25 protein-coding genes are annotated in these 24,062 nt (G+C 71.1%); 12 read left to right on the top strand and 13 right to left on the bottom strand.

All coding sequences use genetic code 11. The features are described from left to right. The first annotated feature begins 27 nt into the window (after nucleotides 1–27). Both BCF44_RS36355 and BCF44_RS36350 read left to right on the top strand, forming a co-directional pair. Nucleotides 28–576, top strand: coding sequence for a DinB family protein (locus BCF44_RS36355; protein ID WP_116179002.1), 549 nt, complete (start codon nucleotides 28–30; stop codon nucleotides 574–576). Then, on the top strand, nucleotides 573–1,610 hold the full coding sequence (locus BCF44_RS36350) for a winged helix DNA-binding domain-containing protein (protein ID WP_116179001.1): 1,038 nt from the start codon (nucleotides 573–575) through the stop codon (nucleotides 1,608–1,610). The genes BCF44_RS36355 and BCF44_RS36350 overlap by 4 nt, the downstream gene beginning before the upstream one ends. Here BCF44_RS36350 and BCF44_RS36345 read toward each other — a convergent pair. Genes BCF44_RS36345 through BCF44_RS36330 form a run of 4 tightly spaced genes read right to left on the bottom strand, consistent with a single transcriptional unit; the run spans nucleotide 1,603 to nucleotide 6,627 of the window. Continuing rightward, on the bottom strand, nucleotides 1,603–2,730 hold the full coding sequence (locus BCF44_RS36345) for an amidohydrolase family protein (protein ID WP_116179000.1): 1,128 nt from the start codon (nucleotides 2,728–2,730) through the stop codon (nucleotides 1,603–1,605). The genes BCF44_RS36350 and BCF44_RS36345 overlap by 8 nt on opposite strands. Next, on the bottom strand, nucleotides 2,727–4,322 hold the full coding sequence (locus BCF44_RS36340) for a glycerol-3-phosphate dehydrogenase/oxidase (protein ID WP_116179149.1): 1,596 nt from the start codon (nucleotides 4,320–4,322) through the stop codon (nucleotides 2,727–2,729). Before BCF44_RS36340 ends, BCF44_RS36345 begins: the two co-directional genes overlap by 4 nt. A gap of 22 nt (nucleotides 4,323–4,344) precedes the next feature. Next, nucleotides 4,345–5,859 carry a glycerol kinase GlpK gene (glpK, locus tag BCF44_RS36335; protein WP_116178999.1) on the bottom strand — a complete coding sequence of 505 codons (1,515 nt, stop codon included), beginning with the start codon at nucleotides 5,857–5,859 and terminating at the stop codon, nucleotides 4,345–4,347. Nucleotides 5,860–5,874: 15 nt separating this feature from the next. Next, entirely contained in the window at nucleotides 5,875–6,627 is a 753-nt protein-coding gene (locus BCF44_RS36330; RefSeq protein ID WP_116178998.1) for an MIP/aquaporin family protein, read from the bottom strand. Nucleotides 6,628–6,867: 240 nt separating this feature from the next. On the opposite strand from BCF44_RS36330, the gene BCF44_RS36325 reads away from it, so the two are divergent. Next, a complete protein-coding gene (locus BCF44_RS36325; protein ID WP_116179148.1) occupies nucleotides 6,868–7,626 on the top strand; it encodes an IclR family transcriptional regulator in 759 nt (252 codons plus the stop codon). A gap of 11 nt (nucleotides 7,627–7,637) precedes the next feature. Continuing rightward, the gene (glpK, locus tag BCF44_RS36320; protein WP_116178997.1) at nucleotides 7,638–9,152 is read left to right on the top strand and encodes a glycerol kinase GlpK; all 1,515 of its coding nucleotides are present in this window, start codon (nucleotides 7,638–7,640) and stop codon (nucleotides 9,150–9,152) included. Nucleotides 9,153–9,168: 16 nt separating this feature from the next. On the opposite strand, the gene BCF44_RS55940 is transcribed toward glpK (BCF44_RS36320), so the two are convergent. Next, nucleotides 9,169–9,672 carry a hypothetical protein gene (locus BCF44_RS55940; protein ID WP_170217938.1) on the bottom strand — a complete coding sequence of 168 codons (504 nt, stop codon included), beginning with the start codon at nucleotides 9,670–9,672 and terminating at the stop codon, nucleotides 9,169–9,171. A gap of 132 nt (nucleotides 9,673–9,804) precedes the next feature. Here BCF44_RS55940 and BCF44_RS55935 point away from each other — a divergent pair, with 132 nt between their 5' ends. Further along, the gene (locus BCF44_RS55935; RefSeq protein ID WP_170217937.1) at nucleotides 9,805–11,175 is read left to right on the top strand and encodes an AfsR/SARP family transcriptional regulator; all 1,371 of its coding nucleotides are present in this window, start codon (nucleotides 9,805–9,807) and stop codon (nucleotides 11,173–11,175) included. Here BCF44_RS55935 and BCF44_RS36310 read toward each other — a convergent pair. Beyond that, entirely contained in the window at nucleotides 11,172–11,984 is an 813-nt protein-coding gene (locus tag BCF44_RS36310) for a phosphatase PAP2 family protein (protein WP_246015979.1), read from the bottom strand. The two genes, BCF44_RS55935 and BCF44_RS36310, sit on opposite strands and share 4 nt — an antisense overlap. A 52-nt stretch (nucleotides 11,985–12,036) precedes the next feature. Further along, nucleotides 12,037–12,915 (bottom strand): LysR family transcriptional regulator, encoded by an 879-nt coding sequence (locus BCF44_RS36305; protein WP_116178995.1) that lies wholly within the window; start codon nucleotides 12,913–12,915, stop codon nucleotides 12,037–12,039. A gap of 87 nt (nucleotides 12,916–13,002) precedes the next feature. On the opposite strand from BCF44_RS36305, the gene BCF44_RS36300 reads away from it, so the two are divergent. Continuing rightward, nucleotides 13,003–14,271 (top strand): aspartate aminotransferase family protein, encoded by a 1,269-nt coding sequence (locus BCF44_RS36300; protein WP_116178994.1) that lies wholly within the window; start codon nucleotides 13,003–13,005, stop codon nucleotides 14,269–14,271. Between the two features lie 98 nt (nucleotides 14,272–14,369). After that, nucleotides 14,370–14,831: a carbohydrate-binding protein gene (locus BCF44_RS36295; RefSeq protein WP_116178993.1), complete on the top strand. Its 462-nt coding sequence runs from the start codon at nucleotides 14,370–14,372 to the stop codon at nucleotides 14,829–14,831. Between the two features lie 6 nt (nucleotides 14,832–14,837). Here the strand turns inward: BCF44_RS36295 and BCF44_RS36290 are convergent, their stop codons facing one another. Together BCF44_RS36290 and BCF44_RS36285 are read right to left on the bottom strand one after the other, a co-directional pair. Continuing rightward, on the bottom strand, nucleotides 14,838–15,086 hold the full coding sequence (locus BCF44_RS36290; RefSeq protein ID WP_116178992.1) for a hypothetical protein: 249 nt from the start codon (nucleotides 15,084–15,086) through the stop codon (nucleotides 14,838–14,840). A 129-nt stretch (nucleotides 15,087–15,215) separates the two neighbouring features. Then, nucleotides 15,216–15,701, bottom strand: coding sequence for a helix-turn-helix domain-containing protein (locus tag BCF44_RS36285; RefSeq protein ID WP_211353371.1), 486 nt, complete (start codon nucleotides 15,699–15,701; stop codon nucleotides 15,216–15,218). Nucleotides 15,702–15,756: 55 nt separating this feature from the next. Here BCF44_RS36285 and def point away from each other — a divergent pair, with 55 nt between their 5' ends. Continuing rightward, the gene (gene def, locus BCF44_RS36280; protein ID WP_116178991.1) at nucleotides 15,757–16,296 is read left to right on the top strand and encodes a peptide deformylase; all 540 of its coding nucleotides are present in this window, start codon (nucleotides 15,757–15,759) and stop codon (nucleotides 16,294–16,296) included. Here the strand turns inward: def and BCF44_RS36275 are convergent. Further along, the gene (locus BCF44_RS36275) at nucleotides 16,293–17,516 is read right to left on the bottom strand and encodes a low temperature requirement protein A (protein WP_116178990.1); all 1,224 of its coding nucleotides are present in this window, start codon (nucleotides 17,514–17,516) and stop codon (nucleotides 16,293–16,295) included. The two genes, def and BCF44_RS36275, sit on opposite strands and share 4 nt — an antisense overlap. 81 nt (nucleotides 17,517–17,597) lie before the next feature. Here BCF44_RS36275 and BCF44_RS36270 point away from each other — a divergent pair, with 81 nt between their 5' ends. The 4 genes from BCF44_RS36270 (at nucleotide 17,598) to BCF44_RS36255 (ending at nucleotide 21,992) form a co-directional block, all read left to right on the top strand. Continuing rightward, complete coding sequence (locus tag BCF44_RS36270) at nucleotides 17,598–18,026, top strand: acyl-CoA thioesterase (RefSeq protein WP_147328765.1); 429 nt, start codon at nucleotides 17,598–17,600, stop codon at nucleotides 18,024–18,026. A 137-nt stretch (nucleotides 18,027–18,163) separates the two neighbouring features. Beyond that, entirely contained in the window at nucleotides 18,164–18,961 is a 798-nt protein-coding gene (locus BCF44_RS36265; RefSeq protein ID WP_147328764.1) for a hypothetical protein, read from the top strand. A gap of 111 nt (nucleotides 18,962–19,072) precedes the next feature. Next, complete coding sequence (locus BCF44_RS36260) at nucleotides 19,073–20,296, top strand: MFS transporter (protein ID WP_116178987.1); 1,224 nt, start codon at nucleotides 19,073–19,075, stop codon at nucleotides 20,294–20,296. Between the two features lie 376 nt (nucleotides 20,297–20,672). Beyond that, on the top strand, nucleotides 20,673–21,992 hold the full coding sequence (locus BCF44_RS36255; RefSeq protein WP_246015977.1) for a GGDEF domain-containing protein: 1,320 nt from the start codon (nucleotides 20,673–20,675) through the stop codon (nucleotides 21,990–21,992). 3 nt (nucleotides 21,993–21,995) lie between these two features. On the opposite strand, the gene BCF44_RS36250 is transcribed toward BCF44_RS36255, so the two are convergent. The 3 genes from BCF44_RS36250 to BCF44_RS36240 all read right to left on the bottom strand — a co-directional run bounded on the left by BCF44_RS36250 (nucleotide 21,996) and on the right by BCF44_RS36240 (nucleotide 24,037). Beyond that, the gene (locus BCF44_RS36250; RefSeq protein WP_116178986.1) at nucleotides 21,996–22,697 is read right to left on the bottom strand and encodes a hypothetical protein; all 702 of its coding nucleotides are present in this window, start codon (nucleotides 22,695–22,697) and stop codon (nucleotides 21,996–21,998) included. Continuing rightward, nucleotides 22,697–23,335, bottom strand: coding sequence for an RNA polymerase sigma factor (locus BCF44_RS36245; RefSeq protein WP_116178985.1), 639 nt, complete (start codon nucleotides 23,333–23,335; stop codon nucleotides 22,697–22,699). Before BCF44_RS36245 ends, BCF44_RS36250 begins: the two co-directional genes overlap by 1 nt. A 96-nt stretch (nucleotides 23,336–23,431) precedes the next feature. After that, a complete protein-coding gene (locus BCF44_RS36240) occupies nucleotides 23,432–24,037 on the bottom strand; it encodes a hypothetical protein (RefSeq protein ID WP_147328763.1) in 606 nt (201 codons plus the stop codon). Between the last annotated feature and the right edge of the window lie 25 nt (nucleotides 24,038–24,062).

The raw sequence follows: 24,062 nt of genomic DNA, 5'->3' as shown, positions 1-24,062 counted from the left end.
GTCCGCTACCTGTGCCAGAGTGGCCGCATGTCAGAGACCACCGACCTGCTCACCGAGCTCGCCGCCGCCCGATCCGCCCTGGTCACGACCGTGCAGGGACTCACGGACGAGCAGGCGGCCGCCACCCCCACCGCCAGCAAGCTGTGCCTGGCCGGCATCGTCAAGCACGTGGCCAGCACGGAGGCGTCGTGGCTGCGCTTCATCCTCGACGGCCCGACCGCGATGTCCTTCGACCTGCCCGAGGGCGTCACCTGGGGCGACATCATGGCCGGCACCGCCCGTGAATATCCACAGTGGATGATCGACCACCAGAACGAGTTCCGGCTGCTGCCCGGCGAGACGCTGGCCGGGGTGCTCGCCCACTACGAGGAGGTGGCCACGGAAAGCGACAAGATCGTCGCGGACCTCGCCGACCTCGACAAGACGTACTCGCTGCCGCCCGCGCCGTGGAACAAGGAGGGGGCGACGCGGAGCGTGCGCCAGGTGCTGATCCACGTGATCGCGGAGACCACGCAGCACGCCGGCCACGCCGACATCATTCGCGAGTCGATCGACGGGCAGACCTCCACCCGATGACCGTGCTCGACGCTCGGGCCCTCAACCGCGCCACGCTGGCCCGGCAACTGCTGCTCGACCGCGCCGACACCTCCGTGCTCGGCACGGTCGGGCACCTGTGCGGGATGCAGGCGCAGGAACCGCAGGAACCCTTCGTGGGCCTGTGGTCCCGCGTCCGCGACTTCGATCCGTCGGCACTGTCGGAGCTGCTGCTGGAGCGGCGGGTCGTGCGGACGCACCTCATGCGCCGCACCGTCCACCTGCTCACCGCCGAGGACGTCCTCGCCTGGCGGTCCCGGCACGATTCCATGCTGCGACAACGGGTTCTCGGCACGTATCGGCGCGAACTCGACGGCGTCGACCTGGACTCGTTGGCCGCCGCCGGCCGCGCCGTGATGTCCGACGGCCAGCCCCGCACCATGGCCGAGCTCGTGCAGGCCGTCGCCCGGCCCGAGGTGCCGGCGCGGCCGCTCGGCGAGTTGCTCATCGCCGGCCTCGTGCCGGTGGTCCAGGCGCCCCCTCGTGGCCTCTGGCGCACCAAAGGCGGCGTTCGCAACGTCCTGCTCTCCTCCTGGCTCGGCCGCGAGCCGGATCCACCGAGCGATGGACGGGACCTGGTGCTGCGGTATCTCGCCGCCTTCGGGCCCGCCGCCACCGCCGACATCCGCGCCTGGTCCGGCCTCGCCGGCCTGCCGGCCGCAGTGAAGGCCTTGCGCCCCAGCCTGATCACCTTCCGTGACGAGCGGGGCCGCGAACTGCTCGACCTCCCCGACGCCCCGCGCCCCTCCCCCGACATGCCCGCGCCGGTGCGGTTCCTGCCCGCCTTCGACAACGCCCTGCTCGGCTACGACGACCGCACGCGCATCGTCGACGACGCCCACCGCAACCTCTCCGTCGCCGGCGAACGCGTCGTCCTCGTCGACGGCCGTGTCGCGGCAACGTGGACCGTGCGGGACAACGCCGTCGCCTACAGCCCGTTGCGGCGCTTCACCCGCGCCGAACGCTCCGCCGTCGCCGGGGAGGCCGAGGCCCTGGCCAAGTTCCTGGTCACGTGACGAGGTTGCCGGCGCGGTAGACGGCGGCGACGTCGGTCATGGCGGTGAGGTCCTGGGTGGGATCTCCGTGCACGGCAAGGAGGTCGGCGTCGTAGCCGGGGGCGATGCGGCCCTTGCGACGGCCGAGGCCACACGACTCGGCGGCGAGGCGGGTGACGGAGGTGAGCACGGCGGCAGCCGACACCTGGGCGAGGTCCTGGATGTCGGGCAGGGCGTACGGGAGGCAGTGGTGCGGCTTGTCGGCGATGATGCCGGCATCGGAGCAGAAGACGAGGCGAGCACCGAGCGCCTGCATACGGGCGAAGTTGGCGCGGGCGGCGGCGATGTGGGGCGGCAGGACGTAGCCGCTGGACATGCGGGCGGCGGTCACGCCGACATACACGCCGGCAACGACGATCGCCTCCACGGTGGACCAGTCGGGGTCGGCGCCGCCGTCGGTGAGGAAGGTGCAGTGCTCGATGCCGTCGACACCGGCGGCGACGGCGTCGCGAATGCCGGCGCCGCCATGGGCGTGGGCGGTGACGCGAAGGCCGGCGGCGTGGGCGGCCCCGACGACAACACGCAGCTCCGGGAGCCCGTACTGGGATTCGTGCGGGGCGCTGCCGGGCGTGATCCCACCACCGGTGGCCATCACCTTGATCACGTCGACGCCGCGGGCCACGCGGTCGGCGACGGCATGAGCCAGCCGGTCGGGCGGCGTCTCCCCGCCCAGGAACCAGCAATGCCCGCCGGGCGAGGTGATAGGCGGCCCGGCGGCGAGGATCTCGGGGCCATCTGCGCCAAGCGCATCCCGCAGCTCGAGGGCAAGGTAGTCGCGGTCCCCGAGGTCACGCAGCGTCGTGACGCCAGCGCGCAGCGCCTGGAGCGCATGCCGACGCATGCGCTCCAGCAGCACCTCCCGCGACGCGGAGGCCATGTCGGCGGGGATGTCGCTGCCGGGCTCGAAGGCGAGGTGGACGTGGGAGTCGACCAGGCCGGGCATGAGCGTGACATCGCCCAGGTCCACGACCGGAAAATCACCGGCGGCCGGCACGATCCGGCCGCCGTCGACAGCCACGGTCGTCGGACCGTGGTGCAGAACGTCCCCGTCGAACAGCCGCGCGCAGCGAAGACCGATCACGAGGCCAGCATGGCACCTTCGGCGAGATAACTGGCGATCGAGTCGCGCCGCATGTCGGAATCCCAGCCGAGGCGCGCGCCGATCAGGTCGGCGACCCACTCCACGACGGCCGAGCCCCGGTCCGGGTACTCGAAGGCGATCCGGGTCCGTCGACTGAGGACGTCGTCGACGCTCAACGCGCCCTCGTGGGTGACGGCGTGCACGATCTCGGCGGCGAGGTAGCCGTCGCCGACGGGCGTGGCCAGCGTCGGATCCTCGGCGATCAGGTCGAACAGCTCGCCGATGGCCGAGCCGTGCCGGCGCAGCAGGCGTTCCACAGTGGACACCGACAGCTTGTGCTGCGCCGCCAACGTGATCCGGTCGTCCCACAGCGCGTGGAAGCCTACGGCGCCGTGGATGGGCAGGCGCTTGGTGAGCGACGGGGCCACCCCGCCCAGGCCCTTCACCGCCTCGTTGACGACATCGGCGGCCATGACCCGGTAGGTGGTGTACTTCCCGCCGGCCACCACGAAATAACCCGGCTCGGGCGCGGCGACGGCGTGCTCACGGGAGAGTTTGGCGGTCTCGCCGCCCTTCTTGCCGGCCAGCAGCGGCCGAAGGCCGGCGTACGTGCCGACGATGTCGTCACGGGTCAGCGGCTCGCGCAGCACGGAGTTCACGTGCTCCAGCAGGTAATCGACGTCCGCGTCGGTGACGGTCGGCCGGTCCGGGGCGTCGGAGTAGGGCGTGTCGGTGGTGCCGATGATCCAGTGCTGGTCCCACGGGATCACGAACAGCACGCTCTTCTCGGTGCGCATGATCAGACCCGTGTCCAGGTCGAGCCGGTCCCGCGGCACGACCAGGTGCACACCCTTGGACATCTGGATCTTGAACGCGGGGTTGTCGGGCGTCCACACCCCGGTCGCGCCGATCACCCGGCGGGCCCGCACGCGGATCTCGTTGCCGGTCAAGGCATCCCGGACGACACCGCCGACGACACGGCCACCCTCACGCAGCAACTCGGTGACCTCGGCGCGGTTCACCACCGTCGCCCCGTGCTGGGCCGCGGTCCGGGCGACCATCATCGTGAATCGGGCGTCGTCCACCTGCGCGTCGTAGTACCGCACCGCGCCGGTCAACGCGTCGTCCCGCAGGCTCGGCGACATCGCCAGGGCCTTGCCCCGGGACAGGTGCTTGTGCATCGGCACCGACGTCGCGCCGCCGATGGTGTCGTACAGCATCAGGCCGGCGCCGACGTACGGGCGCTCCCACCCCTTGTGCTGCAACGGGTACAGGAACGACACCGGCCGCACCAGGTGCGGGGCGAGCCTCTTCAGAAGCAGCCCGCGTTCGCGCAGGGCCTCGCGTACCAGGGCGAAGTCGAACTGCTCCAGGTAGCGCAGCCCACCGTGGATGAGCTTGCTGGAGCGACTGGAGGTTCCCGATGCCCAGTCCCGCGCCTCGACCAGCGCTACGGACAGGCCCCGCGAGGCGGCGTCCAGCGCCGCCCCGACGCCGACCACCCCGCCGCCTATCACCAGCACATCGAACTCGGTCTCGGCGAGGGTGCGCAGCGCCGTCGCCCGGTGGTCGGCGTCGAGCCTTGCGGACATCGGGAACACTCCTGTCAGTTGATCAGCGGACGTCGGCGTCGACCCAGTCGAACGACTTGGTCACCGCCTTCTTCCAGTTGCGGTAGATGCGTTCGCGCTCGGTGGCGTCCGACTTCGGCTCCCAGCGCTTGTCCTCGGCCCAGTTGGCGCGCAGGTCGTCCTCGCCCTTCCAGTAGCCGACGGCCAGGCCGGCCGCGTAGGCCGCGCCGAGCGCGGTGGTCTCGGCGACCTTCGGCCGCACGACCGGCACGTTGAGCAGGTCGGCCTGGAACTCCATGAGCAGCTCGTTCTGCACCATGCCGCCGTCGACCTTGAGCTCGGTCAGGGCCACGCCGGAGTCGGCGTTCATGGCGTCGAGCACCTCGCGCGTCTGGAAGGCGGTCGCCTCCAGCACTGCGCGGGCCAGGTGTCCCTTGTTCACGAACCGGGTCAGGCCGACCAGTGCGCCCCGCGCGTCGGACCGCCAGTACGGCGCGAACAGGCCCGAGAACGCCGGCACGAAGTACGCGCCGCCGTTGTCCTCGACGCTGCGGGCCAGCCCCTCGATCTCCGCGGCGGAGCCGATGATGCCGAGGTTGTCCCGCAGCCACTGGACGAGCGAGCCGGTGACGGCGATGGAACCTTCGAGGGCGTAGACGGCGTCCTGCGAGCCGATCTTGTAGCAGACCGTGGTCAGCAGGCCGTTCTCGCTGGCCACCTTCTCCGTGCCCGTGTTGAGCAGCATGAAGTTGCCGGTGCCGTAGGTGTTCTTGGCCGTGCCGACGTCGAAGCAGGCCTGGCCGAAGGTGGCCGCCTGCTGGTCGCCGAGGATGCCGGTGATCGGCACGCCGCCCAGCACCCCGCCCGCGCCGGAGCCGTAGTTCTCCGAGGAGGAACGGATCTCCGGCAGCATGGACAGCGGAATGCCCATCTCCGCGGCGATGTCGGCGTCCCAGGACAGGGTGTCCAGGTCCATCAGCATGGTCCGGGACGCGTTGGTCACGTCGGTGACGTGCACGCCGCCGTTCGGGCCGCCGGTGAGGTTCCACAGGGTCCACGTGTCGGTGTTGCCGAACAGCAGGTCGCCGTTCTCCGCCTTGGCCCGCGCGCCCTCGACGTTGTCGAGGATCCACCGCACCTTGGGGCCGGAGAAGTAGGTGGCCAGCGGCAGGCCGACCTTCGCCTTGTACCGCTCGGCCCCGCCGCCCAGCGCGCCGAGCTGGTCGACGATGGCCTGGGTGCGGGTGTCCTGCCAGACGATGGCGTTGCACACCGGCTCGCCGGTGTGGCGGTCCCACACGACGGCGGTCTCGCGCTGGTTGGTGATGCCGACCGCGGCCAGGTCGCCGATGTTCAGGTCGGCCTTGGCCAGCGCCTGGCCGATCACGTAGCGGGTGTTCGCGGTGATCTCGTTCGGGTTGTGCTCGACCCAGCCGGCGCGCGGGAAGATCTGCTCGTGTTCCTTCTGCCCCACCGAGACGATCGCGCCGGCGTGGTCGAAGACGATCGCCCGGGTGCTGGTCGTGCCCTGGTCGATGGCAAGAACGTACTGTGGCATGACGATTCTCTCCGATCAGAACACGATGTGGGAAGCGACACCGGCGATGACGCCGCCGAGCAGGGGGCCGACGACCGGCACCCAGGCGTAACTCCAGTCGGAGTTCTTCGGCTCGGAGGAGGCGTCCTTGCCCTTGTACCGCAACGGAAGGATGGCGTGCGCGATGCGCGGGCCGAGGTCGCGGGCCGGGTTGATGGCGTAGCCGGTGGGGCCGCCGAGGGAGGCGCCGATGCCGATCACCAGCATGGACACGGCCAGCGGGCCCAGGCCCGAGGGCGTCTTGCCGAACGCCAGGATCACGAAGACCAGCACGAAGGTGCCGATGACCTCGGTCAGCAGGTTCCAGCCGTAGCTGCGGATCGCCGGGCCGGTGGAGAACACCGCCAGCTTCTTGCCTTCGTCCGGGTCTTCGTCGAAGTGCTTCTTGTACGCCAGCCAGCACGCGCAGGCGCCGAGGAAGGCGCCGAGCATCTCGCCGGCCAGGTACACCAGGGTCGAACCGAAACTCACCGCCACGCCCGGGGCGTAGTTGCTCGCCCCGCTGCTGAGAATGCCGATCGTCACGGCCGGGTTGAGGTGCGCGCCGGACTTGTACGCCACGTACACGCCGGCCATCACCGCCAGGCCCCACCCGAAGTTGATCAGCAGCCAACCACCGTCGAAGCCCTTCGACTTGGTCAGCAACACGTTCGCCACCACACCGGCGCCGAGCAGAATCAGCATGCCGGTGCCGAGCACCTCGCTGAGGAACACCGCTCCCAGAGCCACGTCCCCTCCATTCGTCGTTGAACGGCTACCCACCCCCAGTGAGTGAGGGGAACGTAGGCAGCGAAAACGGCGCGCTCAACGGGGTGCGGTCGACAATGTCGAACGGTGACGCCGGTCACCGCGTGGTCGACCGATTACGCTCCGGCGACAACGGCCGCTCACGGTCCCCCGACGGGGCGACCTCGGTCGAGGAGCGTTCGACATTGCCGACAAGGCCGTCGTTTGGTTAGCGTCGGCACCGTGCCCGGGCCCATCCAGTCCATCGAGCGAGCCGCCGCCATGCTGCGGCTGCTGGCCCGCGGCTCCGGCGAGTACGGCCTGGCCGAGGTCGCCGCGTCGCTGGGCCTGCCCAAGGGCACCGCGCACGGCATCCTGCGCACCCTGCAGCGGGTCGCCTTCGTCGAGCAGGACGAGGAGACCGGCCGCTACCGGCTCGGCGCGGCCCTGCTGCACCTGGGGACAAGCTACCTCGACGCGAACGAGTTGCGCTCGCGATCGCTCAACTGGGCCGACGCGCTGGCCGCCCGCAGCGGCCAGGAGGTGCGCATCGGCGTGCACCACGACGGCGCGGTGCTGGTGGTGCACCACGTCTTCCGCCCCGACGACACGATGCAGACGCTGGGCATCGGGGCGATGCTTCCGTTGCACGCCACCGCGTTCGGCAAGGTGCTGCTGGCCTACGACGCCGACCTGTCGGCCGCGACGAGGCGACGCGAGCTCACCTCGCTGACCCGCCGCACGATCGTCACGCCGCAGTCGCTGGAACGCGTCCTCACCCAGGTGCGCGCGGCCGGCTGGGCCAACGACGCCGAGGAGTACCTGCCGGGCGAGGCCAGCATCGCCGCGCCGATCCGCGCCCCCGGCGGCCTGGTCGTCGGCGCGATCGGGATTTCCGGGTCGGTGGACCGGATCTGCGACTCGGCCAGCCGTGCGAAGCCGGCCCTGGTCAGTCAGGTGGCCAGCGCGGCCGAGGCCATCTCCCGTGCCCTGAGCGACTGAGAAGCGGAGCTATGGCGCAACGTTACGTGATGGCGATCGACCAGGGCACCACCTCGACCCGGTGCATCCTGTTCGACCAGAGCGCCCGGCTGGTGTCGGTGGCGCAGCGCGAGCACCGCCAGTACCACCCGCGGCCGGGCTGGGTCGAGCAGGACGCGGTGGAGATCTGGCGCAACGTCGACCGGATCATGCCGCACGCACTGCGCGACGCCGGGGTGTCGGCCGACCAGGTCGTGGCCCTGGGCATCACCAACCAGCGCGAGACCGCCGTGGTGTGGGACCGGCACACCGGCGTGCCGGTCGGGCGGGCGATCGTCTGGGAGGACATCCGGACCGAGGACCTGGTCGGCGAGCTGGGCGCGCGGCCCGGCAGCGACGCGGTGCGCGACCGCTGCGGTCTCCCCTTGGCCACCTACTTCTCCGCGCCCAAGCTCAGGTGGCTGCTGGACAACACGCCCGGCCTGCGGGACCGCGCCGAGCGCGGCGACGTGCTGTTCGGCACCATGGACACCTGGCTGATCTGGAACCTGACCGGCGGCGTCAGCGGCGGTCTGCACGTCACCGACGTCACCAATGCCAGTCGCACCATGCTGATGAACATCACCACCCAGCAGTGGGACGACGAGCTGCTGTCCTTTTTCGACATTCCGGCCCGGCTGCTGCCGGAGATCCGGCCGTCGACCGAGATCCACGGCCGCACCTCGCGTGTCGTGCCGGGCATCACCATCGCCGCCGCGCTCGGCGACCAGCACGCGGCGCTGTTCGGGCAGACCTGCTTCGCCAAGGGCGAGACCAAGTGCACCTACGGCACCGGCAGCTTCCTCCTGATGAACACCGGCGAGCAGCTCGTGAAGTCCGAGCACGGCCTGCTCACCACCATCGGGTACCAGATCGGGGGCGAGCCGGCGACCTACGCCCTGGAGGGCTCGATCGCCGTCACCGGCTCGCTCGTGCAGTGGTTCCGGGACAAGCTCGGGTTGATCCAGAGCGCCCCGGAGATCGAGACGCTGGCCCGGACCGTCACCGACAACGGCGGCTGCTACATCGTGCCGGCGTTCTCGGGGCTGTTCGCGCCGCACTGGCACAGCGAGGCCCGGGGCATCATCGTCGGCCTCACCTCGTACATCTCCAAGGGGCACCTGGCCCGTGCCGTGCTGGAGGCCACCGCGTGGCAGACCCGGGAGGTCGTCGACGCGATGACCGCCGAGCTCGGCGTGGCGTCGACGGCGCTGAAGGTGGACGGCGGCATGACCGCCGACCACCTGCTCATGCAGACCATCGCCGACGTGCTCGACGTGCCCGTGCTGCGGCCGATGGTCGCCGAGACCGTGTCGCTCGGCGCCGCCTATGCCGCCGGGCTGGCCGTCGGCTACTGGCCGGACCTGGAGGGCCTGCGCCGCAACTGGCATCTCGCCGCCCGCTGGACTCCACAGTGGAACGCCGCGGACCGCGAGGACGAGTACGCCAACTGGAAGCGGGCCGTCGAGCTCACCTTCGGCTGGGCCAAGCCGCGTCGGTCACGCTGATCACGGCTGCCCGGATCTACGGCTGCCAGGTGGCGATGACGTCGCCGAGCTCGTTGGTGAGCTGGATCGACTTCGGCTGCCCCGCCGGCGTGTCGATGGCCACCACGCCCCGCGCCGACTGCCCGCTCGGCACGCTGCCGACCGGCAGCTCCGGGCTGAAGCCGGCGGTCATGGCGTTGCCGGCGTTCTGGTCGTAGGTCTTGCCGTCGGCGGCCTGGTAGTGCAGGTAGAGCGGGTTGGTCGGGAACGAGCCGCCGGTGCCCTTGATCTGCACGTCGATCACCGAGTACTGGCCGTTGGCCGGCGCCTCCGCGATGTCCCCCTGCCCCTTGGCCTGCGCGGTGACCGTCAGGACCGTGGCCTCCGCGGTCGCCCCCTGCGAGCCCGTCACCTTGATCGGCTGGCCGAACTTGGCCACCGTGTTCGCCGCCTGGCTGGGCGCGGCGGCGTGGTCGTCCAGCGACCCGCACGCCGTCGCTCCGGCCAGCACCAGCGCCACCACAGCGATCGCTTTGCGCATTGTCGTTCGTACCTCTCCGTGCCTGGTTGTTTCCCCCGGAACCAGGTTGGCCGGCGCGACTGCCGGCGAACTGCCGTGGCACTGCCGTGCGACTGCTACCTTGCTGCCAGCGTCGGACGGGGGAGGAAAGACGTGACCGAGCTGCGCTTCGAGGTGCTCGGGCCGGTGCGGGCACTGCGGGGCGGCCGGGAGCTCGATCTGGGGCCGGGCAAGCAGCGGGCCGTGCTGGCGGTGTTGCTGCTGCACGCCGGGCGGCCGACGTCGACCGCCGCGATCATCGACGCCGTGTGGCCCGACGACCCGCCCGTCAACGGCCCCAACGTGGTGCAGAAGCATGTCGCCGGGCTGCGCAAGGTCCTCGAACCCGAGCGCACGCCTCGCACAGCGGGTCAGCTGGTGACGCTCACCGACGCCGGCTACACCCTGCACGCGTCTTCCCTGGACGCCACCGATTTCCAGGCCCGGGTCGAGCACGCCCGGTCGCTGCCTGCGGCGCAGGCGGTCGATGCCCTGCGGGAGGCATTGTCGCTGTGGCACGGTCCCGCGCTGGCCGGCCTCGACGGTCCCGTGTTCGACGTCGAACGTGCGCGCCTGGACGAGACCCGCGCCAACGCCCTCGAGGACCGCATCGACCTCGAACTGGGGCTCGGCCGCCACGCCGCCGCCGTCGGCGAACTCCGTCAGCTCACCGTCCAGTTCCCGTACCGCGAACGCTTGCGGGCGCTGCTGATGCTGGCCCTGTACCGTTCCGGCCGGCAGGCCGAGGCGCTGGCCGCGTTCCGCGACACCCGCCGGCAGCTGTCCGAGGAGTTGGGCATCGAGCCCGGCGACGAACTGCGGAACCTGCACGACCGCATGCTCGCCGCCGACCCGTCCCTGCTGCTGTCGGCTCCGGCTCCCTCGAAGGCCGTCCCGGCTCTGACCGGTTGGTGGCTCGTCGCGGTTCCCTTGCTCAGCGTCGGTTTCCTGACGTGGGCCGCCTTCCTGGCCACCGCCACCAAGCTCCGTGGCTGGCCGCTGTGGGCGTCCACCGGCGGCTACGCCGGCACCGTCGTCGCTGCCTTCGCGGTCAAGGACCACCCCACCGCCGTCACCTTGCTGATGCTCGTGCCCTGGCTGGGCGGCACCGGCCACGGCCTGCTCGTACGCCCGCAACTACGCCGCCGCAAGGACCCCGCCGTCCGCGAGGCCGTCGCCAACCGCTCCCGCCGCGCCGAGGCCCGCCGCCTGCTCGCCACCGACCCCGGCCTTGCCCGCGAGCTCCGCATCGGCCGCCCGGACCTCCCCCGCCGCTACGACGACGGCGGCCTCGTCGACGTCAACTCCGTGCCCGAGGACGTGCTCAGCTCGCTCGGCGGCTTCACCCCGGACCAGGCCGTTCGCATCGTGTCGGACCGGGAGCTCGTCGGCGGCTTCACCTCCGTCGACGACCTCATCGCCCGTGGCCTCGTCGCCGCCCTGGCCGCCGAGGCCATGCGCGACCGCCTCGTGTTCGTGCGCTAGGTCCTCTTTCGCCGCCAGGTCGCCAGGAACACCAGCGCCGCGGCGATCGAGCCGGCCGACGCCAGCGACTGCGCCACCAGGTAGACGTCCCAGGTCTCGTTGCGCAGCACGTCGTCCAGGCCGTATCGCGACAGCGGGACGATCAGCAGCAACAGGCCCAGTGCCAGCGCGGTCAGCCCGGCCAGCGCGGTGAACACGACGATCAGGACGCGCGGGATCCGCCGCCTGCCCTCGTATCGGTGGACCAATCCGCACCGGGCCAGCCACCACGACGCGATGCACGCCAGCGCCAGCGAAATGGCGTCGGCCGCCAATGTGTCGGACAGCCGGTGCCACTTCGCCGTCACGGTGTACGACCCGATACTCGCCGCCCAGCCCAGAAACAAGAACAGCGCCACACCACGCCACCGATACGGCGCGACGATCAGCGCCGCGAACAACACCGTCATGGCGATCGTCGTATGACCACTGGGCAGACTGTTCTCCGCATAGTGCCCGACCAAAGGCACCAATCCCGGGCGCGGCAGCACGTACCGTTTCAACCCCTGCGTCACGACTTGTCCGGCGACGATCACCCCTACCGCCGCCACCGCAAGCTCCCACCGCCGCCGCAACAATCCGATCACCGCAACGGCAATCACCGCACAAGCCAGCGAGTAAACGGTGATCTGCCCGAGGTTGGTGTCGGCTGCGTTCCGTGCCGTGTCGCCGTACTGATCGGCCCCGCGCAGCGCGGCGTTCTCCAGCGACTGGCCGGTGGCCGTCAACACCGCGAAAACGTAGACCAGCACGGCCACGACGACACTCACGCCGGCGACGATCAGCCACCGACGAGCGGGAATATCCACGTGAGGAAGCCTCTCATAGCCTGATCTGCCGCAGAGAATTCAACACGGCGTTGACGGCTGCCCGTGGCGGTGAGCCACGCCGCACGACGGCGGCAATCGTCCGGGTGACAGGGGTGGCGAGTTCCCGGGTCACCAGCCGGTACCGGGGATCCACCGCAAGCCCCGGCAGCAGGGTGATGGACAGCCCGGCCTCGACGTGTTGCAGCGTCATGAGGTAGTTGCTGAACCGGCACACGACCCGCGGTTCGAAGCCGGACTCGCGACACAGGCGCAGGGTCAGATTCGCCATGTACGACTGGGGAATGTCCAGTGCCCAGGGCTCGCCCGCGTACGAGGAGAGGACGGCGGGGCCGCCCGGGATGTGCCGGTCGGGCGAGGCGACGAGCACGACGGGGTCGGTGGCCAGCGGCACGATGTCGAGGTCGGGCCCCAGCGGCAGTTCGACGAAGTCGGTGGTGGTGACGATGATGTCGGCGTCGCCGCGGCGCAGGGCGGGGATGCTGGCGTGCGGCTCCAGCTCCAGGAGCTCGACCTCCAGCCGCGGGTGATCGAGCCGGGTCACGGCGGGCACGGCGAGGGTGTGGATGGCGCTCTGGAACGCCCCGAGCCGTACCAGGCCGGCGGGTTCGCCGTCGAGGCCCCGCAGCTCGGCCTCGACGGTGTCCATGTGGTCGAGGATGGCCCGCGCCCGCCGGGCCAGCAGCTGCCCGGCGGGCGTCAGGCGAACCCGGCGACCGGTGCGTTCCAGCAGCTGGGTGCGGGTCTCGGCCTCCAGCACGGCCAGCTGCTGCGACACGCTCGACGCGCTCAGGTTGGAGTCCTGCGCGACGGCGCGAATGGTCCCCAGCGTGTCCAGCCGGCTCAGCAGGCGCAGGCGCCACGGGTTCAGCATGCCGCCATTGTTGTTCGGGGCACCCGAACAGGCAGACCGGAATTGTGAGATGGACGTGTCGCTCGGGCCGGTCCTACCGTCGACGGCATGGCCTTCTGGACGGACGTCGAACGGCATCTAGTGCGCTACGCGGGCGCCGCCGACTTCACCCGCGAAATCATCGACCGCGCCGAGGGCAGCTTCGTCTTCACCGAGGACGGCCGCCGCATCCTGGACTTCACCTCGGGCCAGATGAGCGCGATCCTCGGGCATTCGCACCCGGAGATCGTCGCCGCGGTGCGGGCCCAGGCCGCCCGGCTGGACCACCTGTTCAGCGGCATGCTCAGCCGCCCGGTGGTCGACCTGGCCCGTCGCCTGGCGCAGACGCTGCCGGCGCCGCTGGAGAAGGTGCTGCTGCTGACCACCGGCGCCGAGTCGAACGAGGCGGCGATCCGGATGGCCAAGCTGGTCACCGGCCGGCACGAGATCGTCTCCTTCGCCCGCTCCTGGCACGGCATGACGCAGGCGGCCGCCGGCGCGACGTACAGCGCCGGCCGCAAGGGATACGGCCCCGCGGCGCCGGGCAACTTCGCGCTGCCCGCGCCGAACAGCTACCGCCCCGACCTCGCCGACGCCGACGGCAACCTGGACTGGCGGCGTCAGCTCGACCTCGGGTTCGAGATGATCGACGCACAGTCCGTGGGCAGCCTGGCGGCGTGCATCGTGGAGCCGATCCTCAGCTCGGGCGGCGTGATCGAGCCGCCGGCGGGCTATTTCGCGGCCCTGCAAGAGAAGTGCCGGGAGCGCGGCATGCTGCTGATCCTCGACGAGGCGCAGACCGGCTTGTGCCGCACGGGAACCTGGTACGCCTTCGAGCGCGACGGCATCGTGCCGGACATCCTGACGTTGTCCAAGACGCTCGGCGCGGGCCTGCCGCTGGCGGCCGTGGTGACCAGCGCCGAGATCGAGCAGGAGGCGCACGACCGCGGTTACCTGTTCTTCACCACGCACGTCTCCGATCCGCTGCCGGCCGCGGTCGGCAACGTCGTGCTGGACGTGCTGGCCCGGGACCGCCTCGACGAACGCGCGCGGCAGCTGGGCGATCTGCTGCGGCGGGGACTGGAGGAGATCAGGGACCGGCACGACGTGGTCGGCGATGTTCGGGGCCGCGGGCTGCTGGTGGGTGTGGAGCTGGTGTCGGACGAGGTGGGTCGCCGCGTGACCGGCCGCTGCCTGGAACTGGGCCTGCACATGAACATCGTGCAGCTGCCGGGCATGGGCGGCGTGTGCCGGATCGCGCCGCCGCTGACCGCGTCCGAGGACGAGATCGAGCTGGGGCTGGGCCTGCTCGACAAGGCGATCGCCGACGCGGTCTAGACCATCCCCCGGCAGGGTCGGCCGCCGGAAGGAGTAGGGTGCGCCGCCGTGGAGGTCACCCAGTTGAGCTACATCGTACCGCCGACCGGACCGTGCGGATGACCCGCCGGCAGACCCGAATCGTGATCGTCACCGCCGCCGTGTTGGCGGCGTGCTGCTCGCTCATGCTGCTCTGGGCGCTGACCAGATCGCCCGATCCGGTCGCCGAACCCGCGCCGTTCACGACCACGAGCGCATCCGCCACCACCACGACGACCACCAGCACCACGACGTCCGCGCCGACCAGCACCACCACCGCGGCAACGACAACCACGACGTCACGGGCGCCCGTGAAGTCCCCGGCCGCGCCGCCGAAGACGACGGCGCCACCGCCCGTCACCACGCCGAACGACACCGTCACGCTGGACGGCGTCTGCAAGGCGGGGCAGTGGCAGCCGAACACCGGCTACAACAAGGGCGCCGTCGTCCTGCACAACGGCGGCGAATGGGTGGCGACGCAGGCCAACACCAACGACGAGCCCGGCGCCGACGCGACCTGGCTGCGGGTGTTCAACTGCTGAGCGACTTCAGTTGCTGAGTAGCTCGGGAAGGTCCAGCTCGGCGCCGGCGTTGCCCGCGACCGCGAAAGCGTCGGCGCCGAGCTGCCCGACCAGGCGGTCGCGGAGCGCCTCCCGCTCCTCGGCGTCGTCGGGATCGAGGATCACCCCGGCCTTGTGCAGCCAGCCGTCCACCGCTCCCAGCCGCCGCGCGGACTCGGCGGCGTGCCCGTCGACCTCGGCCAGGACCGCGGTGGCCAGGGCCGCGACCACGTACATCGACTCGTAGCCACCGTCCAGCAGCCGCCGACAGCTCGCCTCGTATCCGGCGGAGACCAGTGCAGGGAAGGACGCCTTACCCGCGCTGAACGAGGGTAAGGCGTCCTTCCCTGCATCGGAGTCGGGAAATCAGGAGGGGTCGAGCATCGGGAAGAGGCGGGCGACGACGGCGACCGGGGCGGCGTCCGAGGGCCGGGCGGCCGGCAGGGTCTCGCGGTGGCGGAACAGGGTGATCATCGAGCGGATGGCGTCGCCCATCGCGGCCATCTCGTCCGGGGTGAGGTAGACGACCTCGCTGAACGCCTCGTCCTGACGCCAGGCCGCGGGCGCGTGCGCACGGTTTTCCTGCCAGCGCTGGTAACTCTCGTCCTCCAGCCGGCGGTTCAGCTCCCCCAGCTCCGCGGGAACCGGCGCGCCGGTGCTCAGCCGCCACGGACGGGCCCGACCGGTGCTGCCGGGCACGTCCTCGACGAGGCCCTGCTCGGCGAGTTTGCGCAGGTGGAACGAGTAGAGCCCGGTGTTGCCGCCGAGTTCGCGGGCGGCGTCGGCGGAGGTCAGCTCGGCACGGGTGCGCAGCAGCTCCAGCAGCGCCTCGCGCACGGGATGGTTGTCCACTTTGCAAACAGTAGTTGTTTGCAAAGTGACCGTCAACGACCCTAGCCTCGACGCCATGACCGTGCTGCCCGTGCGCCTGTTCGGCGACCCCGTGCTGACCGAGCCCGCCGCCCCGATCACCGACTTCGACGCGGAGCTGCGGCGCCTCGTCAAGGACCTGCACGACACGCTCGACGACCAGCAGGGCTCCGGACTTGCCGCGCCACAGCTGGGAATCGGCCGCCGCGTGTTCGTGTTCGACGTGATGGGGACGCGGGGCCACCTGGTCAATCCGACGCTGCAGTTCCCGGACGAACAGGAACAGGACGGACCGGAGGGCTGCCTGTCCATGCCCGGCCTGTACTTCGACACCAAGCGCCGGATGAACGTCGTCGCCAAGGGCTACACCATGCACGGTGACGCTTTGCAAATCGTCGGCGACGGCTTCCTGGCGCGCTGCCTCCAGCACGAGACCGACCACCTCGACGGCGTCCTGTTCATCGACCGGATGGACAGCGAGCGCCGCCGGGCCGCGATGCGGGAGATCCTCGCCGCCGACTGGCACGGCACGGTGAAGGTCTCCCCGCACGGCGGCGGGTTCTGGCAGCGCCGCTAGGAAGCCCTTTCCTCCGGCAGCCGCCGGAGGAACTCCGCCGGGTCGTCGCCGAGGCCGTCGAGTGCCCGGTGCCGGATCGACCCGGCGACTGCGGCGATGCCCACGGCCCACACGGCGATCACCACGACCACCGCCGGCGCGGGCAGGACCAGCCCCAGGAACGCCAGGCACACCGTGCCGGCCAGCATCGCGATCCGCCCCAGGCCCACGTACCAGCGCCGCGTTCCGCCGGCGACCGCCCTCGTGCCGAGCAGGTACACGGTCAGGCCCGCGGTGACGAACCACGCCGCCGTGTGCGGCGTGGGCTCCTGGAGCGACAGGTTCACGCCGGCCGCGACCAGCAGCAGCGCGAACGCCGGGACGAGATGCCCTGTGGCGTAAAGGGAATACGCGAGGAGGGGATTGCCGCGGGAGAACGAGAGCATCCGCTCGTAGATCTCGGCGGCCGAGGTGAAGTACACCCACCACAGCGCCCCGGCCAGCACCAGCCCGCCGACCAGGGTCAGCCAGTAGCCGACGTCGTCGGACGGCCGGTCCAGCGCCGCCGTGCCGGTGGTGATCACCAACTCCCCCAGCAACAGGATCATGAACAGCCCGAAGCGCTCGGACAGGTGCGCGGAGTCGACCGCCCGGTTCGGATCGGTCGGCGGCGTCAGCAGCACACGCCACCGGGCCGCCCGCGACGGGCGCTCGCGCTTGCGGGGACGACCGTCACCGAGCAGCAGGAAGCCGGCCTCCTGGAACAGGGCGAAACCCCACAGCACGAACACCCACGGCAACGGCAGCACTGCCGACACGGCGAACAGCACCGTCGACGCCGCATAACCCCAACCGACCCGCCGCTGATCCGACTTCCCCCACAGATGCGCTGTGGCCAGGATGAGCCGCACGGCGGCCAGCGCCGCCGCGAAGATCGCCGGGTGCCCGTCGAAGACGGAGTGGGCCCGGGTAGCGGCGATCGCGCACGGGATGGTGCCGACGAGCACGAACAGCCGATCGGCGGAGCGGCTGTCGTCGCCGCTGCGGTTGTAGAACACGGCGAACCCGATCCACGTCCACCACAGCGTCAGGAACAGGCCGAGCGCCGCGCCGACGCGGGACCAGTGCGGCTCCACCGCCATGCCGTGCGCCACCTGTCCCACGGCGAACACGAAAACCAGGTCGAAGTACAGCTCGACCCACCCGACCCGCTTGCCGTCGCCCGCGTCCTCTTCGGTCACGGCAGGGATTCTGCGTCATTCCCCGTTCGGTGGCGAATCCGTCCGCCATACTCGTGATCACGCTCGCAGAGGGGGAAATCGTTGTCGGAGAATGAGTTGGTGCACGGCGTCCGCATTCGTCCGGCGGACACCGACATGCAGGGCATCGTGCACGCGTCGCGGTACGGCGTGTTCTTCGAGGCCGCCTTCGTCGAGGCGTTCCGCACAGTGGCCGGATCCTTCGACTTCCTCGCCCGCAGCGGCGTCGACCTCGTGATGGCCGAGATCACCATCCGCTACCGGTCCCCGGCCCGGTTCGACGACCTGCTGGAGATCGCCGTCCGCAGGCGGCACATCGGCACCACGTCGCTGGTCATCAGCTACCAGGGTCGCGTGGGCGGACATGACGTGGTGTTGGCGTCGGCCCGGTATGTGGCCTTCGCGCCGGGAGAACTCGCGAAGACCGCCATCCCCGACAAGCTCCGCGAGGTCTTCGAGCGCATCCCGCCCGAGCCGGATCACCGCCCGTGAGGTCGGCAACGCCGGCGGACAAATGGTGCGCGAACTGCCATGACGAGGTCGATGGCCCACCGGGTGGCGGCGAACGCGGACCGGACGTGGCGTGGTCCGCGCACTGCTGGCCCTGCGCGGATCTGACCGCGGAGCAGATGGAAGTGATCGCGGATCAGCCCGCGGGCGCACGCATTCGAATCCTCCGCTGCACCGACTGCGGCACCGAGCGGGCCTGCCGCCCGGGTTGGCGCACCCGCTGCCATGTCTGCCTCGATCAGCGCAGCTCACCGCATCTGCCCGTGATGGCACAGACCTACGACGCCCTTGCCGCGCATGCCGGCCTGGTACGCCAATTCCTTGGTCTGGCCGCCGGTGCGCCCGTACCGCTGCCGGGAGTCGCGGAGTTCCTCGCAGCCACCGTGCTCGAGACAACTCTAGAGGTCTATCGGCGGCCGGGATGGACTGTGCTCGCCGGCGATGTGTGCGGCTTGCCGTGGGCCGGAACCCGACTACTCCCGAGCTCGCACGGCACCTGGGGCCGGCACGATGTCTGCGGCACGGTGGCGAAACTCGGCAAGGGCCGCGCCGAGTGCCGCGCCTGCCCGCCGGAGCCGGACTCGCGTACGCATCACGCCCGCAGGGACGAACCGCATCTCCTGTACCTGGTTCGCTACCGTCGCTGGCACAAGTTCGGGCGCGGTGGGGACAGCCGCGTACGCGCCCATCTGCGGGCGGGCGCACGCGCCGTACAGGTCCTCACCGCCACACACGCCGAGGTCGTCGCTAGCGAGAACACATTGAAGCGCCGCTTCCGCAGGCATGCAGTCCTCGCCAGGCCGACGATGCCGAGCACCTTCGGCACGGGCACCGAGGTGCTTCCCGCCCGCCTGCCCATCGACCTCGGCGCGGTGTTGCCGACGGGCCGCGACGTGACCCACCGGTACGTCGACTAGCGGCGATCCTCAAGACGGCCGTTCGACGCGGTCGACGCGGCTACCATCGATCGCCAGGAATACGCCGCGTGTCGCCCTGCGCGCTCACGGTGGCGGAACTGGGGAGGCGCGATGGGGCACGTGGCGGCGGCCCGCTACCGCGATGTGTTCGCGGTCGGCGAGTTCCGCGCGCTGTGGCTGGCGCACGTCGCCTCGGTCGCCGGTGATCAGCTGGCCCGGGTGGCGGTCAGCGTGCTGGTGTTCGACCGCACGCACTCGCCGGCCCTGTCGGCGCTGGCCTACGCGGTGACATTCCTGCCCGATCTGCTCGGTGGTTCGATCCTCGCCGGCGTGGCCGACCGCTACTCGCGGCGCCTGGTGATGGTCACCGCCGACCTGGCGCGCGCCCTCCTCGTCGGCCTCCTCGCGTTACCGGGAATGCCGCTGGGCGTTCAGATCGGCGCGCTGTTCGTGGTGCAACTGCTGGCCGGACCGTTCACGGCGGCGCGCAGCGCGGCCTTGCCGGAGATCCTTGACGGGGACCGCTTCACCGTCGGGGCCGGCGTGTTCAGCGGGACGTACCAACTGGCGCTGGTGCTCGGTTTCGGCGGCGGCGCGGCGGTGGTGACGGCGATCGGCGCGCAGGGGGCGCTGCTGGTAGACGCCGGCACGTTCGTGCTGTCGGCGGGCCTGATCGCCGCCGGAGTGTCGAGGCATCGACCGCCCGCGCAACGACCCGAGCGACGCAGGGCGTGGTGGTCGTCGCTGCGCGGCGGCATTGCGGCGATCGCCGCCCACCGCGAGGCCCGCGTGCTGCTCGCGATCGCCTGCCTCTGCGGCTTCTACGTGATCCCCGAGGGCCTGGCGGTCGCGTACGCCTCAAGGATCGGCGCCGGCACGGGCGGGGTGGGCTGGCTCCTCGCGGCCAACCCGGTGGGCACGGTGATCGGCGTCCTGCTGCTGAACAGGCTCAGCCCGGACCGCAAGCTGCGGTGCCTGGGCCCGCTCGCGATCGCCAGCAGCGCACTGCTCATCCCGACGGCGCTGGCGCCGGGCCTGGCCGTCACGGTGGGCCTGTGGGCGCTCAGCGGCATGGCGACGGCCCATGACGCGATCACCAACGCGGCCTTCACCACCGCCGTGCCGGCGAGCGCCCGCGGCCAGGCCGTCGGGCTGGCCGTCGCCTGCCTGCGGGCAGCGCAGGGCGTCGGCATCGCGGTCGCCGGACTGCTCGCCCAGCTGATGCCGACCGAATGGGTGATAGGGCTCGCCGGTGGACTCGGCACGATCACCGGTTTGGCCGCCGCGGTGGCGTGGTCCCGGGTGGTCGGGCGGCGTCCCGCGGAAGCCGCGTGATCTCATGCCGCCCAGTTGTTGTCACGCATTGCCGGCCACCTCCTTATTTTTCGAACTGCTTTTCGAGAATTGTCGGTCAGCGCCAGTTGTTGTCACGCCAGTTGTTGTCACGCACGCCGCACACCGCCTCTCCGATCTCGAATACCCCGCCTGACCTGGGAGAACCGGTCAGCGCCAGTTGTTGTCACGCCAGTTGTTGTCGCGCACGGTCATCCACCTCCTTCAGAGGGCTTAACGAGTTCGGCCAAGCGGGCGGTTTTCGGCCCGCGGCACCATCTTCGCCCGCCATTCCGGCCACATATGGTGCCAGTTTGGTTACGGTGGACATCTCGGCCGTGCCCCGGCGGCCCCGTCGTTTCCGGCAAGGTGAGGCACGGTGCGGACCCTGATCGCTGCGCCTTGGCACTGGGTGCGGTCCTGGCCGTTGTGGCAGGCCCCACGCCACGTCGTCGCGTTCGTGCTCATGGTCGAGGCGGTCGCGATCGCCGCCGCGACGGGCACCGCGTTCCTGATGCCGGTCCGCACCTCGGACCTGATCTACGCCGGCATGCTCACCGCCGGCGCGTGGCTGCACATCGAGGGCGTCCGGCCGACCGAGCGGCAGCGCGAGCGCGGGGCGGGCGCCGGCCCGTACCTGGACACGAAGGCCGTCTGGTCGGTCGCGGGCGCGCTGATCCTGCCGCCGCTGCTGGCCTCCGCGCTGGTCGTCGTGACCTACACGATCGCGTGGCTGCGCATCTGGCCCCGGCAGCGCCCGCTGAACCTGTTCCGCTGGGTCTTCTCGTGCGCGACGGTCCTGCTGGGCACGCAGGCGGCCATCGCCGTGCTGGCGCTGGGCCTGCCGAGCTACCCCGGCCTGCCCCGGCCGACCTGGGCCGGCTTCGCCGACCTGGCGGTGATCGCGGCCGCGTTCTGCCTGCGCTGGCTGCTCAACTACGGCCTGGTCGTCACCGCGATCCTGATCTCCGCGCCGAACACGCGGCTCTCCAAGGTGTTGGAGAACTTCCACGAGCAGTCTCAGGAGGTCGGGGCCTACGCGTTCGGGCTGCTGGCCGCCGCGCTGGCCGTGACGAGCCCGCCGCTGCTGCTGGCGGTGGTCGTCGGCGTCGTCACCGTGCACCGCGGCCTGCTGCTGCACCAGTTCCGGACCGCCGCCCGCACGGACGCCAAGACCGGCTTCTACACCCTGGACTGGTGGTACCAGGAGGCGCGCCGGGCGCTGGAGCGGGCCAAGGTGCACGACGCCACGCTGGCGGTGCTGATCGCCGACCTGGACCACTTCAAGCAGGTCAACGACACGTACGGGCACATCGGCGGCGACCGGGCGCTGGAGGCCGTCGCCAAGGCGTTGCAGACCGAGGTCCGGGACTACGACATCGTCGGGCGGTGGGGCGGCGAGGAGTTCATCGCGCTGCTCATCGACGTCGACGAGGAGCGGACCCGGGCCATCGCCGAGCGCATCCGGGAACGCATCCGCTCGCTGACCGTGGCGCTGGACGAGGACGACGACCCGGTGGTCATCGGCAACCTGTCGATCTCCATCGGCGCGGCGCTCATCCCCCACGACAGCAGCGACACCATCGACGAGGCGATCCGCGCCGCCGACGCCGCCCTGTACGCGGTCAAGGCCGCCGGCCGCAACCGGGTCAAGCTGACCCACCTCGTGCCGCAGCAGGCCGGGCCGGCCACGGCGTAGCGGTCAGGACCGCAGCGGGCCCACCAGGACCTGCCCGGTGTTCAGCGTGACGCGCACGGAGTTGGTGTTGGGCTGGTTGCTGTCCTCGGGGATGCTGGTCCGGACGATGAAGACGCCGTCCTGCACGATGGCCTGCCGCACGGAGTTGTCCGGCCCCAGCAGCTCCAGGGACTTCACGTTGCTGGCCACGATGCCGAAGTGGATCGACTCCTGCGGATGGTTGGCGGCCGCCGGGTAGTTCATGGAGTCGAAGTACAGGTACGGATGCGCGGCGGTGAGCTTGCTGTAGTCCGCGCGCGTGGTGGGGCCGCCCATGACGCCCACGCGCTGGCCGGTCTCGATGGCACAGACCGCGGCGGACACGGTGTTGCGGATGACCAGGAAGCTGTCCGTGGCGTCGACGTCGATCCGCGCCGCGGGCCGCCAGCTCGTCGGATCGGGCAGGCCGCCGTCGGCGTGGGCGCACTGCAGGGCGATCTGCGCGTCGCCGCCGGACGCCGTGCCGACCTGCGAGCCGCGCAGCTGTGGGATCACGAACACCGCGGCGAGGGCGAGCACGACCACCGACGCGGCCACCGCCAGCGGCGCGCGCATCGACCGGAACCGGCTGGCCGGGGCCTCGGCCTCCAGCTGCGGCTCCAGCTCGGCCCACATCCGGTCCCGCAGGGCCTCGGGCATTCGTTGGCGCTCCGGCAGCTCGTCCATCACCCCTCCTCCAGAGCTGGCACGTCGATGGTGTCACTCAACACGCCGCGCAGTCGGCTGCGGGCCCGGGAGATCCGCGCCCGCACGCTGACCTCGGCGATGCCGAGCGCCTCGGCGGCGTCGGCCGTGGACAGCTCGCCGAGCAGGCACAGCTCGACCGCCTGGCGCTCGGCCTTGGGCAGCTTGGTGACGGCGTCGAGCACAGTCCGCAGCTTGCCCTGGGCGTCGATCTGGTCGACCACGTCGTCCGCGTGATCGCGGGTGGTGTCGTTGAGGGGCAGGCGGGTCAGCACGCGGGAGAACCGGCCCTGCCGGCGGTACTCGTGGCGGGCCAGGTTGCTGGCCACGGTGTACAGCCACGGCCGCGCGCTGGAGTTGACCAGCGTCATGTCGCCCAGCCGACGCCAGGCGGCCAGGAAGGTGGCGGACGTGAGGTCCTCGGCCACCGACCACGACCCGGTCAGCCGGTACGCGTAGTTCCAGACGGCCTCGGCGTGCCGGCGGAACAGCTCGCCGAACGCGGCGCGGTCGCCGTGCGCCGCCTCCTGCCACAGGGCCTGGTCGTCGCACAGCGAAAACGCCGGGTGGTCGTCCCCGGCGTCCGTCCCCGGTCGCCGCAACCGCTCTCCAACCGTCATCACACCAGGGGTGTTCCCGGTCGCCCGGCGCGCGTTGCATCGCCGCCGGGGCGTCCCGGCCGTGCCCGGTGCGCGCGGCACGGCCGGGCTCGGAGTTTAGCCGCGGAACGGCCCGGTGATGACCTGGCCGTTGGTGAGCGTCACTCGGACGTGGTTGGTGGTGGCCTGGTCGCTGTCCTCGCCGAACGGCGTGCGCACGACGAAGGTGCCGTCCTTGACGTCGGCGTCCCGTACGGACTTGTCGGGGCCCACCAGGGACACGGACTTCACGTCGGCGGTGGTGATTCCGAAGTGGATGGACTCCGCCGGGTGGGTCTTGTCGGCGAGGTAGTTCATCGAGCTGAGGTAGTCGAACGGCCGTGCGGCGGTGAGCTTGCCGTAGACGTGCCGGGTCTCGACGCCGCCCATGATGCCGGTGCCGTGGCCGTCTTCGACGGTGCAGATCGCGGCCAGCTTGTCGTTGCGGATCACCAAGAAGCCGTGGCGAGCGTCCACAGTGATCCTCGCGGCCGGCCGCCAGGTGGTCGGGTCCGGCACGTGGCCGTCGGCCTGGACGCACTCCTGAGCGGTCTTCGCGTCACCGGTGGCGGCGATCGTGGTGCCGGTGCCGGGGTCCGCGGCGAGGGCGATGCCGCTGCCGGCGGCGAGCAAGCCGATCGCGGCTGCGGCGGACAGGGCCATGGTCAGCTTCGTCGTGGTCATGCCCGGTGTGTTCCCGGCCGGTCCG

The organism is Kutzneria buriramensis (assembly GCF_003387475.1).
GTDB classification, from domain to species: Bacteria; Actinomycetota; Actinomycetes; order Mycobacteriales; family Pseudonocardiaceae; genus Kutzneria; species Kutzneria buriramensis.
Note: the sequence above shows the minus strand (reverse complement) of the source record. Positions and strands in the feature narration are given on the sequence as shown.